At 54.7% G+C, this 17095-nt stretch carries 9 protein-coding genes; 1 reads left to right on the forward strand and 8 read right to left on the reverse strand.

Annotated elements, in window-relative coordinates; genetic code table 11:
• From ABX962_RS11205 to ABX962_RS11225, 5 genes are all read right to left on the reverse strand, one after another.
• Positions 1-1884: zinc-dependent metalloprotease (locus tag ABX962_RS11205; RefSeq protein WP_372719375.1), on the reverse strand; the 1884-nt coding region annotated here is incomplete at its 3' end.
• Between the two features lie 392 nt (positions 1885-2276).
• Positions 2277-4442, reverse strand: coding sequence for a protein kinase (locus ABX962_RS11210; protein WP_372719377.1), 2166 nt, complete (start codon positions 4440-4442; stop codon positions 2277-2279).
• Positions 4443-4900: 458 nt separating this feature from the next.
• Positions 4901-6550 carry a hypothetical protein gene (locus ABX962_RS11215; RefSeq protein ID WP_372719379.1) on the reverse strand — a complete coding sequence of 550 codons (1650 nt, stop codon included), beginning with the start codon at positions 6548-6550 and terminating at the stop codon, positions 4901-4903.
• Positions 6551-6555: 5 nt separating this feature from the next.
• Positions 6556-9576 (reverse strand): hypothetical protein, encoded by a 3021-nt coding sequence (locus ABX962_RS11220; RefSeq protein ID WP_372719381.1) that lies wholly within the window; start codon positions 9574-9576, stop codon positions 6556-6558.
• Between the two features lie 274 nt (positions 9577-9850).
• Positions 9851-10873: an acyltransferase family protein gene (locus ABX962_RS11225; protein WP_372719383.1), complete on the reverse strand. Its 1023-nt coding sequence runs from the start codon at positions 10871-10873 to the stop codon at positions 9851-9853.
• Between the two features lie 436 nt (positions 10874-11309).
• Between ABX962_RS11225 and ABX962_RS11230 the strand changes: the two genes are divergently transcribed.
• A complete protein-coding gene (locus ABX962_RS11230) occupies positions 11310-12044 on the forward strand; it encodes a hypothetical protein (protein WP_372719385.1) in 735 nt (244 codons plus the stop codon).
• A 330-nt stretch (positions 12045-12374) separates the two neighbouring features.
• Here the strand turns inward: ABX962_RS11230 and ABX962_RS11235 are convergent, their stop codons facing one another.
• The 3 genes from ABX962_RS11235 to uvrA all read right to left on the reverse strand — a co-directional run.
• The gene (locus ABX962_RS11235; RefSeq protein WP_372719387.1) at positions 12375-13208 is read right to left on the reverse strand and encodes a PHB depolymerase family esterase; all 834 of its coding nucleotides are present in this window, start codon (positions 13206-13208) and stop codon (positions 12375-12377) included.
• Between the two features lie 206 nt (positions 13209-13414).
• The gene (locus ABX962_RS11240) at positions 13415-13798 is read right to left on the reverse strand and encodes a hypothetical protein (RefSeq protein WP_372719389.1); all 384 of its coding nucleotides are present in this window, start codon (positions 13796-13798) and stop codon (positions 13415-13417) included.
• A 504-nt stretch (positions 13799-14302) separates the two neighbouring features.
• On the reverse strand, positions 14303-17095 hold a 2793-nt coding region (uvrA, locus tag ABX962_RS11245; protein WP_372719390.1), incomplete at its 5' end, for an excinuclease ABC subunit UvrA.

Consider the following 17095-nt stretch of genomic DNA (forward strand, 5'->3'; position numbering starts at 1 on the left):
GATCATCGCGTAATCGCCTTGCGTTTCACCCGCTTCGTAACGGTAGTTGATTGGCGAGTAATCCATCACCGACGCAGCAAACGTCTTTTTGCCTTTGACTTCGTTGCTGTTGATGTCGGCCAACTTCATCATCGCAGATGCTTTGAAGTTGTGACGCAGACCGAGCGTGTGCCCGACTTCGTGAGCCACTAAGTCGGCAAGCAGCGGACCGACGAACCATTCCGGCATGCCATCGACAAGGTCGGCAGACACGGTTTTGGTTTCCTCTTTGTCGTCATCCGATTTCGCTTCTTCTTTATCCTCGGCTGCTTTTTCTTCGTCCGTTTCCTTGGCATCCGCCGTCGATTTGTCATCCGAAGCCGCTTCGGTTTTGTCTTCCGCTTGCTCTGCCTCGGCTTTTTCCTTGTCCTTCTTCTTTTTCTTAGCGATCTCTTCGTCCGCAAGCAGAGCGAGGCTCCAGTTCATGCGTGCAATCGCCAAATCAAGATTCTTGCCACTGGCTGCCATACACAATCCGTTCTTTTGACTGACTTGGCCAAACAGTCCGTCGTATTCATCATCGCCCAACAGCGATGCGTCGGCTTGCGCCATCGCGTAGCCTGCCATCGCGCCACGTGCTTGACGAGCGTGCTCGATTTGCAATCGGGCGGTGTCTTCTGGACGAGCAAAGCGAATGCGTGGATCCCAGTTGGGGTTTTTGGCGAGCCAGGCAAGGGTTTCGGGGCTAGCACCTTCCATTGCCAACTTTGGCATCAGATCGTGATAGTTGAAATTGAAGTGACGAATCCAACCGTCGGTCAAGATAATGTCGGCATCCAAAATCTGGCCGGTCTCGGGATGCACGCGGCTTGGGCCGATCGCAGTCCCGACGTCGTTGTTCAACCAACGAATGAAGTTGTAACGCACGTCCTCAGGAGCTTTCTCCATGTGAGCGCCACTTTCGGCATCTTGATATTCGATCACAATCGCGTCGACGAGACCTACTTTTTCAAACGCCTTGTTCCAATAGTCGACACCGTTCTTGATCCAGCGACGGTAGCGTACCGGTGCGGTGTGCTCGACATAAAATCGAATCGGTTCTTTAGGAGGACTGAGTTTCAGTTTGGGATCACGTTTTTCCAGATTCCATCGGTTGATGTAACGGACGCGAGTGTCTTCGTCTTCGTATTTGCTGAGGTCCGAGAATGCGGTGGTGAAGTAACCGATGCGCTCGTCCGCTTTGCGTGATTTAAAGCCTTCTTTTGCGTCGGGGACTTCGCTAAAGGAATAATGGATCGTTTGCAGCTTTCCGCCATTACCGACGATCTCGAAAGCGACTTCGACGTTTTCAGGGAACACCTTCGCCGTGTCAATCTTTTGCAAACGCGAGTTGGTGATGCGTACCGAAGAACCGAAGAAACGCGTTGCGTTGTTGACCAACAATGAATCCATGTCGATCACGGGACCGCCATTGGGACCGGTCGCTAGGATCGCAACATCCAACAGCACTTCGTCAGTGAACAATCGTTTGACGGACGCTTTGGATTCGGCGTCGCCAGTGGCGCGAATGTCAAGGTTGGGCGAGATTAACGCCAATCGGTCGCCGTAACGACGCCACTGAACCACCCAATCGCCCGACTGCAATCCGGCATAACGGTCACCGCTGCCGACCGTCAATGCAATAAAGTAACTCTTGCCCGCAAACGCTTTGGGCAATTCGCCCAACAATTGAGCGTCCTTTTCGCGTTGCCACAGGTTGAACAACCCCTTGGGGTTTTGCTGGTCCGATACTGGCACCGCGGTGTAACCTTCGCTGACTTTGTCAAACGGGGCTAAGTCGGCATAGCTACTGGGGACAACCGTCACTGCAAATACGGCGGCTGCAAGATACTGAATTGGTTTCATTCCGATCACTTCGGCTCTCTTTGATTATTGCCAGAAAACAGGAACACAGAAAAAGGAGGGCGAGTGGTTTGTGGGGACCCGTGTCACTCGATTTTCATCGCAGGCAGGCTGCGTCCGTGCGTAAGGTTCATACGTTCTATCTAGGATAGTTTGCGTATTGGCCTCGTTCGTTCATTACGGGCTCGACGTGCCAGATGGTTCATCCAGCCGCCCTGCTTTATCCACTTTACCCGATAAATCGTTACAGGCTATATGCGAAAACGCTAGAAATTGCAGCGAGGAACCGCTGCGATGCCTGTGTCGGGGGGAACGTTTTCCACGATTTCCAAGGGTGTTGAATCGACGTCGTCTTGGGGGGCAGCGTAATCAGGCCCGCGTTATCGCTTGATCTGTCACGACGTTTTCGAGTTTTGGGGAATCAACACCCCATAGATCTCCGTCGTCTTGCCGTCATCGTCAAAGATCGGTTGGCCGCGGACGAGCAAGTGGCGATAGTTTCCGCTAGCATCGCGAAGTCGGATTTGGATCTCATAGGAGGCTCCGTTGATGAGCGCCTCGCCAATCGCGTCTTTCATCTTTCGCCGATCTTTCGGATGCAACATTTCGATGTATTCCGTGCGGGTGGGCACACCCTCAGCAGGGTTGCGTCCTGCCAAGCGGAAAACTTCGTCGCTCCAAGTGACTTGTTTGGTAATCGCGTCGTAGGACCACGTGGCCAATCCGGCGAGCGCCTGCAAATCTTTGAGTCGACGTCGGCTTCGTCTCAGATCGTCTTCGGTCTGTTTTCGAATCGAGATGTCACGAATCGACGAGATCAACATCGTTTCGCCAGCGAGTTTGGTCACGCGGCCGCTAATCAACACGTCGATCGGATGGCCGTCACGATGACGCAATTGGCCTTCGAAATTATCGATGCGTCGATTGCGTTCCAGTTCCGCAATCAATTCGTCACGTCGTTGAGGACAGATCCAAAGATTGAGTTCCGTCATCAATTTGCCGACGATCTCCTCTTCGGCGTATCCCATCAAATCACGGAACGTCTGGTTCGCTTCGACGACACGGGACGATGACATACGAATCAGCAGCCCGGCATCGGGCGAGTGGGTAAAGAGCGTTGAATAGCGTCCCTCTCGCTCGACATTTGCATTGCGTTGATCTCGCAGGCGGCGGGTCCGTGCGGCGGCTTCGCTATCGCCGTGGCCGGCTGAGTCGTACAGCGAAATCGCGAGATCCAAATCGCCCTGGTCGGTTGCCGCTCGAGCAAATTCAAGATTCAGCTCTTTTCCTAAGTCGCGGGCACGTCGGTTTTCAGGCCATATCTCCAATGCTTCCATGATTAACGCGTCGGCTAATCGAAATCCTTCGTAGTGATTCGACGCGTTTGCGGACTTCAAGTGCCCTTGTGCCCGTTTGACCAACCGTGCGCTTTCATCGTGCTCGCGTTGTTGATCGAGTGCCTCTAAGAACTGATCGACCGTCCGGTAACGTTCGCTGGGATGGGTCGCCATCGCGATTTTTGCGATGTCCATCAGTTCGCCTTGCACGCTGGTCGGACGAATCTTGTTTTGTGCCGCCGCTTGGATGCACTCCAGCAATGTCTCGCCGTGATGGGGTGGATAGCCTGTCAGAATTTGGAACAGCGTCGCGCCCAGCAAATAAACGTCGGTCGCAAACGACACATGGCGATGGTCCCCGGTCGCCAATTCAGGAGCCATGTAGGCAGGCGTGCCGCCGATCGTGTGATCGATGGCCTCGGCCGACTCTTTGGGACTATGGCTGATCGCAAGCCCCCAATCGGCAAGCAAGACTTCGCCGAACCGACCCAGCATGACGTTTTCGGGTTTGATGTCGCGATGAATCAATCCACGTGAATGCGCGTAGCGAATCGCGTCGCCGACTCGCATCAATGTTTGCACATTATCCGACAGCGACATCTCTTTGATTTGCTGATCCCAACTTGTCCCATCGATCCGTTTCATCGAATAGAACAAGCCGCCGTCTTGATCGATGCAAACCTCGTGCAGTGCGATCACATTGGGATGGTCCAATCCCCCGATGACCCGCGCTTCGGTCAAGAAACGATTTCGCGACGCGGCGTCTTGCGAAAGATTTTTACGCAAGACTTTGATCGCAACTTCGCGGTCCACCGCACGTTGATGCGCTTGGTAGACAATCCCCGTGCCACCGGCGCCGAGTTCCCCCACCAATCGATAGTCGGCATCACAAACCTTGCCGCCGCCGATCATCGCGACGCCGCGGTGAGGCACAAACCCCGAATCCATACAATCTGCGGGCGAAGGTGTCGCCGCTGGCAACGCAATCGTGTCCAAATCCGCACTTTGGGGCGTCTCACGCTCGGTATGGAATCCTTCCGGATCCCACTCTTTCCATGCGGGATGGGCCAGCTGTGATGAGGTTTCTTTGCCCGACAGCACGACCGTTTTTTCGTCGGACGGCATCGCAGCGAGACGCGCTTTCAGGCGTGCATCGGTCAACACGGCTGTGATCAAGTTATGGTCATTCGAAATGACGTCGGCAGTGGCGGATTTCAGTGCCATAAATCTCGATTGCACAATAAATAACGGACTCGGTACAAGGCGTCCACATGATTGGGATGGAGACGGGAATCGTCCCAGCTTGGATCGAGCGGACCACTCATCATCTTAGCTGAATCGGCAATCCCGGCGAGCGGTTTGACACGCCTGGCGGTCTTTGTGAGGCATATTCTGCCGACAGGTTGGGGCCTTTGTGATGGATGTGCCAATAACCACCCGCCGATCGGCCTTCGCGAGGCTCGCGCCGCTCCGCTATCAATGCCACCCGTTTGGGAGATCGTGCCGGTTGGATCGTGACGAAACCGCGGCGAGCGCCAAAACGAGGACGCTGTGAATCATTTTCTCGTAGCTACCTTCGCCAGGAGGTGTGATTCGTATTGTCCGGCAACGATCCACGCTCTGGCGAGCGTCGCTACACCTCGAAAATGCTTCACAGCGTTAGCCCAAAACGGCGAGCGAAATCAGCGATCTGCAGATGGGGGGGTAGCCTGGCGATCGCTCTGGGCCGCCAACCACTTTCGGGCGTCCATCAAGACCAATCCGTTGCTTTCCGCCACAATCGCATTGTCCTGAACGTGTGACGCCAGCGGGGTTTGCCGCGAAACCAGGATGTAGCGAACCGCAAAGCGATCAATCAGTTCACGTTGTTGCTCGATGGCTCGTTGTTGTTTGGTGGATTGTGTGGCAAAGAATCGCTCGGTCTCCTCGAGTCGCTCGCGTTGCCCTTGGCTGAAGAGTTCGAGATGGTTTGCCGCTACGATGCGGCCGCCGAACGAAGGGACCGGCCACCCGGTTTCCATATCACTCAAAACCACCTCGCCTGGTTCTACCCCTGCGAGCACCGTTTGATAGGTGGACCAAATCCGCGGCTGTTTGTCTTCACGCTTCAGTAGCGGAGCGATCAGAGGGCGAGCCAGATAAGGTTCTGACAAGATGGCATGGAACTGCGGCAATGCTCCGTACAGTAATGCGACAAGGAACAACATCTGAGTCAGCGATTGAGCATTGCGGCTCGCCGATCGAGACAGCAGTCCGCTCAGCAATTGCGTCGTCCAACCTCGCAGCCCCGGTGCCACCGATTTGATCCAGTAACCCACGGCGATACACGCCACCGGAGTGGCCGCCAAAGGCAATCGGGCCAGCGAAGCCGATTGGGCGAGCCAAGAGACGATTCCCAAAACAATCACCACCCCGCTGACCGCTAACGACCATCGAACCAGCGGCTCACTGCGATACGGCAACGCCAATAACGTCGATAAATAAACCGGAGCACACCACAGAAAAAACATCCGCTGCAAAATAGTGGGATTGAACCAGTACCACGGATCGTGGCCACCGGTGGCGGCATCGGTAAACCGGTACCAGGGCCACGCTACGGACAAGGCGAGCGAAAGCACGCCGACGCTGATCACCATCACCATCACTCTTGTTCGCTGGGACGCGTCCACCGCAATGACCAACAAAATCACCCCGATGGCCCCGAGCACCCCAGTCATGCCGTGGCTGAGTACCGAAAGGGCTAGCGAAACGGCGGCCGCGAAGACCGCGATCACGGTCGGCGTGATGCTGGACGATCGGACTCGCCACAACAGCCCCCAGCAGAAAAAATTCAACATCAGCGAAAACGCTGAAGGGTTGACCATGTGCCATGGCAAATCACTTAGCGCAAAGGAATTGGCATAACCCGGTGCCTCGCCGTAAAGTAACACGATGCATAGGCCAGCGGCCAGCGAAATCGACGTCATCGCAAACCCACGCAGCAACCACCAAAACACTGCAAAGAAACCGAGTGTATTGAGCACTGCTGCTATGCTGAGCGCTGTGTAGGGCGTGATGCCGGCTTGCTGACACAAAATCGCCAGCCCGACCGAATAGGGCGAGTAGCGGATCGATGGATCCTCGGTGGCATAGGTCGGATTACCGGGCGTCCACAGGTTGTCGCTTAACGTCAACACCGCAGCGTGATGCTCCCAAGCATCGGCGAGCAACATTTCGGAGCGAAATGGAGTGATGCACGCGACATAGATCGTCAGCACGAGACAAAACGCGGCGTAAGCAAGCAATCCGAATCGTGCATCGCGTGAAGGTGAGTTTTGAAGGGATGTTTTCATTCCGCTCAATCTACCGAAATCTGAAACAGTGGTGGTTGATTCTCGTAGAGTGAGTGGCCGACAAGGCCGTAGTGCGCGGATATCCCAAATTTCATCGACCAGTATCGAGTCGGCAGCCGTGAATGGGATGGCTGTAAACGCTGCAATTGCAATTCGTCGGGATCCATTCGCCGCCAAACTTTGCCGGGCACGTACAGCCAGCCGTCATGTAGCAATAACTGGTCAATATAGGGATCGATGGTCGACAGTTTTTGTCGACGAACCGCCGTGTTGTCGTCGGCGACAGTGTAATGCATCAGGCTGTTGCCACCGAGCGAGACAATCAGATTGCCATTGTGACTGAAGAAGGCTTGGCGTCCGAAGGAGGATGTATTCAAGAAGTTTGAAACCGAAACTTGACGCGTTTGCAACTCAATTTCCAGGGCTCCCTTCAATCCGCTACGCCCAACAAACACAGTGTTGTTTCCGCCGACTGAACTGAAACGATGAATCCAATTCGGTCGAAACGCGGTTAGCGGATCCGCGGCCGGTTCGGCTGCCGGTCGACCTTCCGCCGCCAATTTGGCTTCAAAAAAGATGTCGACCGATGGCTTCACCTGCGCGTCGATCTCCAGCACGCCACACCACGCCCGACTGTTTTCTCCGAAACTGCCCACCGCCAACGCGCGGCGTGGCGACAACCCGAGCAAACAGACGCCGCGGTCATAGCCCGGCAAATGATCGCGAGCATTGAAGGTAGCCAATCGCGTACCATCCGGTTTGAATGCCACAATTCCCTGGCCATGAGCAAACAACCATATGCACTCTCCGTCCCAGCTGACCTCCCTAAATAACGCATGTTTCCATGTCGCGTCCGTTAGCTTGATTTCTTGTAGCACTCCTGGTTCGTGCATCACAAAGAATTGATCCTGGGTCCAGAACGCATCACAGTGCTCGCCGCACTTTAGCATGCCTTTAATTTGCGGCGGCGGATTCGTACTCGGTTCGCCTTGCACCGCTAGTGAAACAGGATCGAAACGCATCTGTCCCAGCGATGGCTCGACGCCTTTCCACGCAGGCGTTGGAAAAGGAACCGCTTGATACCGCTTTCGCGTCATCGCGAGGTTGGTTTCCAGCGGTTTCAGCTCGCGATCGTGAATGCGGCCAAGTGACTTGATCTCGGCGAGCTGCGATTCCAGTGCGTCGATGACGGGCAAGGGGTTCTGCTTCCCGAGAATCTTCAGACGTCCGTAGTGCCCGTACAGCCGGACCACGGCACGATCCGACTCGGTCAGCCGTGCTAAGAACGTCATCCATTCGCGTTTCGCTTGATCCACATGATGATTGAAATCGTTCGGCGAGACACGGTGAAACTCGTTGTTCGCCGATGTTTTCGCCTGCGGATCATTGGTTGCGTGGATCGATGTTTGCAGCGATTGCCGGCGGTCCAGGAATTCGGCATGGTCCGCCCGCGTTTCCGACGCAAAGTCGCGACTCATCACCCCCATGGCCAGCGAGGAAACCTTGGCATCGTCTGGCAGGACATGGCTGATCGTGTCCCACAGCGATTCGAGTGAATCCGGGTTGTAATGATTGAAAATGACGTCGTTACAGGTGTGCAGTACCAGCGGATATTGCCAGCCATGAAACGGGTCGCTTAGGTGGGGCGGAAGCACGCGGCCTGGTTCGAGTTCATTGACCGCCGCGTAGACTTCACGGATGAATCGGCGCTGCGTAAGACAAGCGGGTTGCAGTGCACTGTGTCGCGAGACGTCGTTGGGGATCGGCCCCACGGCGCCCTGTTTGTACCACATCTGTGATTGAAACAACCCAATCGCATCGACACGATTGATCCGTCGATTCTGGATCAAGAACTTAAGGTGACCGAGTGCTCGAACGTAGTCGTCGGCAGCACGCTGCAGAATCGCTTGGCGATGTTCTGCAGCCGACTGTTTCTTGAACCAATGTTGATCGATATCACGAGTGAAATGATATTGCAGTTCACTGATCACAAGTCCACGCTGCAGAGCGTCTTGGGGATCCAGTACAAGCGCCGCCTCGCGGAGCGAACTCGATCGGTCCCAGTCACCAAGTTCTGCGAACCGCTCTGCATGCCGCACCAAAATCGCTTTCTGCAAATCTGGGGTCAATTCAGAGTCGTTTTTACTTCCCCTTGTGGCTAACTGTTTTGCAAACGTCTTGACTAACCAGTCATCGACGCGTTGGAGTTCGATCATCTTGTCGATCGTCTCCAATTCGGCTGCGTCTTTCGTCAATTCGAGATGCAAAATGACTTTGCGTGGGCGGTCCGGCTTCGTCTGCTGGATGGTGTAGCTGCCTTTGACGATCATCGCGATCGGTCGCTGCAGTCCGCCGGAAAGTGTCGCCTGTTGTTCCCGCAAAATCGCGTTGGCTTCTTCGATCTCGACAACAGCGACGCCTGGGTAGGTTGCCAGCGAATCGCATAGCAGGTTGCTGAAACGAGATTGCAGATGGGCAAATCGTTGGCTGAAGTCTTCGGACAGAAACGCCGGCACCGCGACGATCGTGTGGATTCCGCCCGTGAACCGCCGGTCGATCTCGTCAACACTCGCCGCCAAACGCTCGGTCAATTGCGAAAGGTTCTCCGAGAAAGCAAACGTTTGATGAGCCAATCGCACTCCCAAATTGGCATCACAAACGACGACTCGCAGCATTGGTTTGCCTTGTTCCTGCGCCATCGAAAGCAACAGCAATCGGTCTGCGTTTAACGTTTTTCCCAACTGCAAGCGGAGTTGGGGATGATCGGCTTGCAGGATCATGGCGAACTGCAGTTCCCGAGTCGCATCGCGGAGTCGTTCGCGATCGACCAAAACAATCGATTCATTTTTGGAGAGATCAACGTTCAGCAAGTCGGCCAAACCACTCTTGAGCACCTCGCCCGATGCAATTACAGTCCATCGCAAACGCGTGTTGGAGGCAGGATCATTGGGCGATGTTTCCGCATACACGCTGGTCAGGAAGACCAAATTCGCGGCGACCGCTATCAGACCATTGAAATATTTCACGCTTTTACCCCCGCTCGGAACATTCTCGACCATTTTAGCCGAGCCAGCAAGCAAAATGCGGTGTAACCAGACGTGTGAAGAATTTCGGGCGTCCGGACGCGATGACGCTTGGGGCTTGTTGCCGCTAACGAAATGCAAAATGCTGCAATCGTGGGCTATCAGGCAGCGAGTCATGCGCAGAGCCCGTCCGCTTGCGCGCCAGCGACTGACTAAATCAACACAGGCCGATGACGCCGGTAAACGCAATGCAGGTGATGACCTGTGCTTGAGGGCATCAGCGGATCCATCGGATCAATCGTTTTTCGACGAGTTCATAGCAGCTGATGCCACCAAGAACCGCAATGAAGCTGATACAGCAGAGTGTCATGGTCAAATGGTTTGTACAAAGACTGGGCATGTACCGTTTGGTAAGTTTGACAAGATGAAAGATTGCCGATGAATGGACCAGGTAGATCGAATACGACGCGTCGCCGAGATAAACAAGCAACCGTGGCATTCGTAGATTCATCGTTCTTTCGGACCAGATGCAAAGGCCCACCATCGCGGCTAATCCAAGCGACATGGTTAAATGAAAGCTGAGTTCATCCGCTGCGTCTCCGAGGATGCCAACGACGACAGCCGTTGTAATCAGCAGGCCAAACAGGCTCCCAGCAAACTTTTGTGCAGCAGTGCCAGCCAGCTGCTTCGTTGGGTCGGTCAACAAACATGCCAAGCCAAGGCCACTAATGAAGTACCATTTCTGAGTCGCGAAAATCCAACCGTAGAGCGACTCGCTTGGCTGTGTTGTCCACTGTGTGTAGATCGCAATCAATGCAAAACAAGTGACCAACCACATGCCGAATTTTCGTCCGCCCACGATCGCGATGCCAAACAGGACGTAAAAGAATGCTTCGTGGACGAGCGTCCAGCCGACATTGACGATCGGTTTCGCTTGCAAAAACAACAAACTCGAAACGATCTCGGCGCCATTGACTTGGTTGCTTCCAATCACGAACAGCACGCCGCAGTTAGCCAACGTGATCAATGCATAAAGCGGCCAAACACGCGAAAAGCGTCTCCACGTGTAGCGACGTGCCTGCTCGGGTAGCCCCAAGTCTTTTGCATGAATATAGAAGATGATGAAACCACTCAGCACAAAGAAGAGGTTGACTCCCAAGTCGCCCAGGTGCATCAAGATGAAGTGCGGCGTTTCTGTCAACTTCAGAATGTAAGCAATGTCGTTGGCATGGAAAACAACCACGCACAACGCTGCAACCGCTCTTAAAACCTGCAGCGTTTCAAGCTTCGGTTTTATCATTTGAGAGATGGGCTCGCCCGCAGTATTCAGATGCCCGGAAAATTGCAAGTTGCATGCGAGTGTCAATGTAGGAAGCTCCCCCAGAATCGTCCAAGCAAGTCTTATGAAACGATGGAAATTGTAGTCCGAAAATTTTTGTAGGACTAACTTTTCAGTAGGAATCTTGGGAAGGCGGTACCCATGGACAATCAGCAAATCAAATTGATGGCAATTTGTGGCTCACTGGGGCACATCTAGCCTAAGGACGCCCGGATTAGCTCCGGGGCCCGGATTTGGTCCAGGTCATAGACGTAACGACACTCGCCGAGAGCTTTGGACCCAAGCAATGGTAATGCGAAAAGGGGGGCTTTCTTTGATCGTTGTCATCGGTTGTGAACGGCACTTGCCACCGGAGCAAACATTTGGCTAACTTACCGGACAATGTTTCTGTGGCATTATGCAAATCCGAATTCAGGGAACGACTTCGATGTACTGTGTTCACTGTGGGGCCGATGGGGCAGCGACGTTCTGCGCCAAGTGTGGGCAGCGGCAGGAGCTGCTCGTTGCCGAGGAATCACCGTCATCCAAATCCAGCGATTCGATTGTCGAGGCTGCGGATAACGAGGCGGTCATGATCGAGGCCGTGATACATTGGACGGAGTCGATTCAGTACGAAACGGTTCTCGCGAGCGAAGACGCGCGGAACCGTATCACGTTGGCAGCGCGTGATTCTCGTCAAGGAGTCACGGGGGAAGACTTACTCGCAGTATTCGATGCCGTGTCGCCGATCGGATTTTCGCTCGTCAAGCTGAGCAAAGTCATTCTGCCGATCTGTGACAAACTTGGACTGAAAACGGATCGTCATGCAACCGAGGTGTTTTTTGCACCTCCAGGACGGGTGCTGTTGGCGACCTTGTGTGCGTTGGCGGCAAAGTCATTGATGATTGCCGAAGTCCACCAAGACATCGACAAGTGTTCGCTGACAGCGGCGTTGCCTTCGACGCTGATCACGAACTGTGGCAAGCTGCATTTATTGCTAGAAGAGAGCGACGGATGTGTCCAAGTCTCGGTGGCGACGACGATTTCGGCGCAGTGGTATGACTGGGGCAAATCAAAGCGTTTGATCGCAGAGATTTTTGCAGCAATCAACTCCGATCTGCACCATCAGCAATCCGACCAACACGCTGCTTAGTTCAAGATCGTGGCAAGGCGACGAACGCAGCGAGACACGCCAAGAGTTTCGGTTATCCCAACGCTTCGATGCCAATCCGAGGTTTGGTCCGCAAAGACTTTCCTGCCGATCGCTACGCGACTCCGGCACAGACTATCGGATGTTGGTGAGTGGTCGTATCCGACTCGTAATTGTCGCGCGCCAGATGCCCGGCCCGCTCAATGGCAGCGTCTGGATCGTCAGCTCGCACAATTAGGATACGTGCTTGGCACAATTGTTCCGCTCCGAGATAACGATAAAACAGACGAACGCCGCAGCAGGGCTTTGGATTCATATTGTCCGGCCTGCTTGCTACGGAGAGAGTTGGTGATCGGCCATGAAAGCCCAAGCATCAGCGTTGTGTCGAATCGACCATTCGTGACCGAGTTTGGGGATAATCACGAGTTCAGCATCATGTCCGGCGGCCTGATAGTATTCGAGGTCGGATTGCATCAAATCAGCCGCAGGGTCGTTGTCGCCGACGATCAAAAGAATCGGAAACGGTCGTCGAGCGTCGTTGAGAGCACGCGGTCGCGGTCCGGAACATGCAACAACGGCGGAAATTTTTGCGGACCGTGCGTTCGCGAGGATCTGAACGAATGATGCACCGTTGGACATTCCAGTCAGATAGATGCGATTGTCGTCAATCGCATATTTCGCGGCAATTTGTTCGAGAAGCGCATCGAAGAACCGGACATCAGGGTTGGAATCGATCGTTTCGGGATCAACGTCCATTGCGGCCCACATCGCGTTGAGCCCCGTGGGATAAACCAAGAGAAAACCGTGATCGGACGCCAAGCGATCCAATTGAGAGTACGTTGCCATTGAGTTTGGGGAGTCACCCATTCCATGAAACGCAAAAACGACAGGTGCGATTTCAGGAAGTTCGTGCGGCAATGCAATGTGGTAAAGACGCTCAACGTCGTCGACGACGATGGTGTGTGTTGTAACATCGACGGCCGGTGGAGCAGTTGGCAGCAGGGAAAATGCAACTGCAGCGAGAACGACGACCGTGGTGAAAGCGGCAATGAGGCTTCGGCGATTCAATCGGTGACAACTCGACGAGGGGCGTCCGACGCTGCAATCTGCCGATCCGCCCACGCGATTATGTCGGATTTGTCGAAGTACCCGACGTCGTAGCCGCATCGGAGAACATCAGCCTCAGTTGCGGCGGCATCGGACATTGAACGATCGGAGAGTAAATAACGGGTTGTGTGGCCAACGCCGCCCTGATCGAAGCGCATTACGTTGGCCAACGAGCGAATTGTACAACAAGAGCCCGCGTGGAATGAAGATGGAAAGTGTTTGCGGCATGGATGCCGCAACTCAGCGGCCACACATTGTTCGCCGACTTAGCATGGGGATTCGTACTTCATGAACTTCAGCCGTTTGGGAAGCATACCGACATCAATGACTGCCACATTGCCAAACGGAGTCATTAGCTTGGTATCAAAATTGAGATAGTGGAAGAAGAACGCGAATCGCACATCCCCGATCCAATGCTGAGAGACGTCACCTTCGGGGAACCACGGATCGAACAAGATGTCCGCCCCATCGGGAGTCAGTATTTTTTCGTCATACGCCACCTGCCAACTATCTCGTTCTTTGCCCAACCATTGTTGGGTGATTGTACCGATCTTGAACGGACCACGCGATTCATGAACGAGCATTTCGATGAGGTGAACCGGCTCACAGGCCGGAGTCTCAAAAACGCCAAGCATCTCAATGGTGGTCATGGGGGGACGAGTTCGCCTAACGGAGTTAGGTACGACTCGGTGTCGTACTTTATGGGGAGGAGACTCCACGCTGGAGGCTTGCTTTTGGTTTTCCTGATTCTAATCCGTTTTTGTTGGCGAGGTACAGTTCGTTGCTGCATATTCTTTCGGTGCGGGGAATCGGGACACGGTTCCTTGTTGCTCTCCGGCCGAAATTGCTTTTGCTGCTCCCGCATCAGCCAGCGGAGTGAGTCGCTCCACCGCCGCAACAATGCTGGTGCTCCGGTCCCGGTATCTGTAACTATTGCTCGTCATCTTAATCACGTCAGCCCTCGCTACGTTGGACCGGAAGACAACCGGGGAAGATTAGGATTAAGAGTAAGATTAAGATTAAGAGTAAGAGTCGGAAGCAGGCAAAGCCTGGAAGTTTTGAAATGGAATCAGGCCGCGATGCACCTTAAGCGATGCACCTTAACTCGACTTCCAATGCAACTCGCCCGCCCGATCGCGTTTGGGCTTACTACGCTAGGTTTTGATGGTTCGCTGCAGATGCTGTTTTAGGAACGTTTTCAGTTTGCGGCTGCGGCCGTGCTTTAACTCGGTTAACCGCAACGTCACTTCGGCTTGTTCGGTTTCCGCTGGTTGCACGGCACCTTTGAACCCAAGTGCACTGAGCTGATCCATGTCCACCGCTTCATGGGGTCCTGCCAACGTGACCTTCAGCGATTCGGGAGTCTTGGTCTCGACCTCGGCCCAATTCTTTTGCTGACCCTGCGGACGCACGACGACTCGGTCGGGGGCGTCAAATCGCAGTGAATTGTCACCAGCGACATTCTCAAGCAACTTCAAGATCATGTCGGCCAACTCAATCGGCCACTCGGGTTCCGTGTCGGCCGGGAATCCTTTGCCCAACGAGTGCCAACGGCGCCCCAAAACCTTCCAGGGATGAACGTTGTCGTTGGTCTCCGCCAAACTCACCTCGTCCCGCTCGACCTCGCCATTGGTCGCCGATTTTTCCGCAGCTGGATTGCTGGATTTTTTCTTCGCTGTCGCCTTCTTCTTCGTGGCTGTTTTTTTCGTCGCCTTCGGCAACGCGTTGCGTTTCACGCTGGCGGGCACCTTGTGCCCCAAGACCTCGGCCAAAAACGGCGCGGTGGACGAGACGACGGCGCCTCGTTTCTTGTTCGTACAGGTGGCCGCTAGCGCTTCGGGCGTTCCTTCAAAAACGATCTGGCCGCCTTCCACGCCCGCGCCCGGCCCCATGTCGATAATCCAATCGGCACATTTGATGACATCCAGGTTGTGCTCAATCACGACGACGGTGTTGCCCATTTCGACCAATCGCTGCAGTACCCCCAACAGCTTTTCAATGTCGTCAAAGTGCAAACCGGTCGTTGGTTCGTCCAAAATGTACAGCGTTCGCCCCGTCATCGGACGTGCCAGTTCCGCCGCCAATTTTACCCGTTGTGCTTCACCACCCGAGAGGGTCGGTGCCGATTGACCGAGCGTGACATATTCGAGTCCGACGTCACAAATCGTCTGCAGGATCCGCGAGATCTTGTCATGTTCGGCGAACAATTCGAGCGCTTCGCCGCATTGCATTTCCAGCACGTCGGCGATCGAGGCACCGTGGAATTTGACTTCGAGCACATCGGGATGGTAACGGCGTGAATCACATTCCTCGCAAGGCACCCAGACATCGGGCAAAAAGTGCATTTCGATCTTCAATTGACCGCTGCCTTCACACGTGTCACAGCGACCGCCAGCCACGTTGAAGCTAAATGTCCGTGCGGTGAAACGTCGTTCGATGGCTTCGGGAAGCTCGGCAAAGACTTGGCGAATCAAGTCAAACACGCCGGTGTAGGTTGCCGGGTTACTGGTCGGACTATTGCCCAGCGGCGACTGGTCAACCTGGATCACTTTGTCGATAAAGCGAACGCCTTCGAGTTTTTCGTAGCGACCGGGACGAACGCGAGCGCGATGCAGTCGTCGAGCCAATGCGGGGTACAGGACGCCTTCGATCAACGAACTCTTGCCGCTGCCGCTCGGGCCGGTGATCGCGGTGAGCACGCCCAGCGGAAGCTGCACATCCACGCCGCTGAGATTGTTCTCTCTCGCTCCGGTGATTTTTAACACCTGCACATACGCCGAACCATTCGGGCCAAAGGTGGGGCGGCGATTCGTTGGGATCGCGATCGATTTGGTGCCGTTGATGTAACCAGCGGTGACCGATTGGTCGACCGGCAGCACCTTGGTCGGTTCGCCGCGAGCAACGATGCGTCCGCCATAGCGGCCTGCGCGGGGGCCAAAGTCCGCCAAGTAATCGCTGCTGGCAATCACATCATGGTCGTGCTCGACCACCAACAGCGTGTTGCCAAGATCACGTAATCGATGCAGTGCTCCGATCAGTCGTTGGTTGTCGCGGGGATGCAGCCCGATCGTCGGTTCGTCCAGCACATATAACACGCCACACAGACCGCTGCCCAATTGAGCAGCCAAGCGAATCCGCTGCGCTTCGCCGCCCGAGAGCGTTGCGGCTCCGCGGTGCAGCGTCAAGTAATCGAGCCCCACATCCAATAGGAAACTGATTCGTGAGGTGATCTCACGCGCCAATTCGCCCGCGATTTTGCGTTCTCGCTTGTCCAATTTCCAAGTCGCAATGTGTTCAGCGAGTCGAACTAGCGGCATGTGCACGATATCGGCAATCGTGTGTCCCCGCCAACGCACCGCTGCGGCGTCCTCTTGCAACCGTGACCCGTCGCACGCGCTACAATCAATCTCGTCAACAAATTGTTCCAACTTGCCACGCAGTCCCGGTGTCAAACGCGCCGCTTCGGCCAGTGCCGGATAAAAACCTTTGAATTGGTATCGGAACACCACAACGTCTTGTTTGGATGTCGTTTTCGTTGCCGTCTCGCGATCACTTTCACGGACTTCGATCCATCGTTCGCCCGACCCGTGAAACAAGATCCGCCGTTGGCTGACGGTTAGATTGTCAAACGGCACATCCATTGGAATTCGCGTTTGACGACAGAACGCACGCATCATCCACTGCGATACTGCCTTGTCGACCGATGGCCATAATAGCGACGCTCCTTCGAGTAGCGTTGCGGTCGGTGACGAGATTAGCGCTGCGGGATTGGTGCCTGTTTGAGTTCCGAGTCCTTCGCACTGAGGACACCAGCCGACCGCAGAGTTGAATGAGAAATGGTGCGGCGTCAAGTTATTAAACGAACGCCCGCAATCGCCACACACCAAGTGTTGGCTATGCGTGACCACTTTCCACAGCTTTTCATCGACATCGGCTTCGGCAAACCC

Source organism: Novipirellula sp., assembly GCF_041583735.1.
Classification (GTDB): domain Bacteria; phylum Planctomycetota; class Planctomycetia; order Pirellulales; family Pirellulaceae; genus Novipirellula.

Coding starts and splice junctions, on each gene's coding strand:
- ABX962_RS11225 (WP_372719383.1), bottom strand. CDS start 10,873: ATGATAAAACCGAAGCTTGAAACGCTGCAGGTTTTAAGAGCGGTTGCA.
- ABX962_RS11240 (WP_372719389.1), bottom strand. CDS start 13,798: ATGACCACCATTGAGATGCTTGGCGTTTTTGAGACTCCGGCCTGTGAG.
- ABX962_RS11210 (WP_372719377.1), bottom strand. CDS start 4,442: ATGGCACTGAAATCCGCCACTGCCGACGTCATTTCGAATGACCATAAC.
- ABX962_RS11230 (WP_372719385.1), top strand. CDS start 11,310: ATGCAAATCCGAATTCAGGGAACGACTTCGATGTACTGTGTTCACTGT.
- ABX962_RS11215 (WP_372719379.1), bottom strand. CDS start 6,550: ATGAAAACATCCCTTCAAAACTCACCTTCACGCGATGCACGATTCGGA.
- ABX962_RS11235 (WP_372719387.1), bottom strand. CDS start 13,208: ATGCGGCTACGACGTCGGGTACTTCGACAAATCCGACATAATCGCGTG.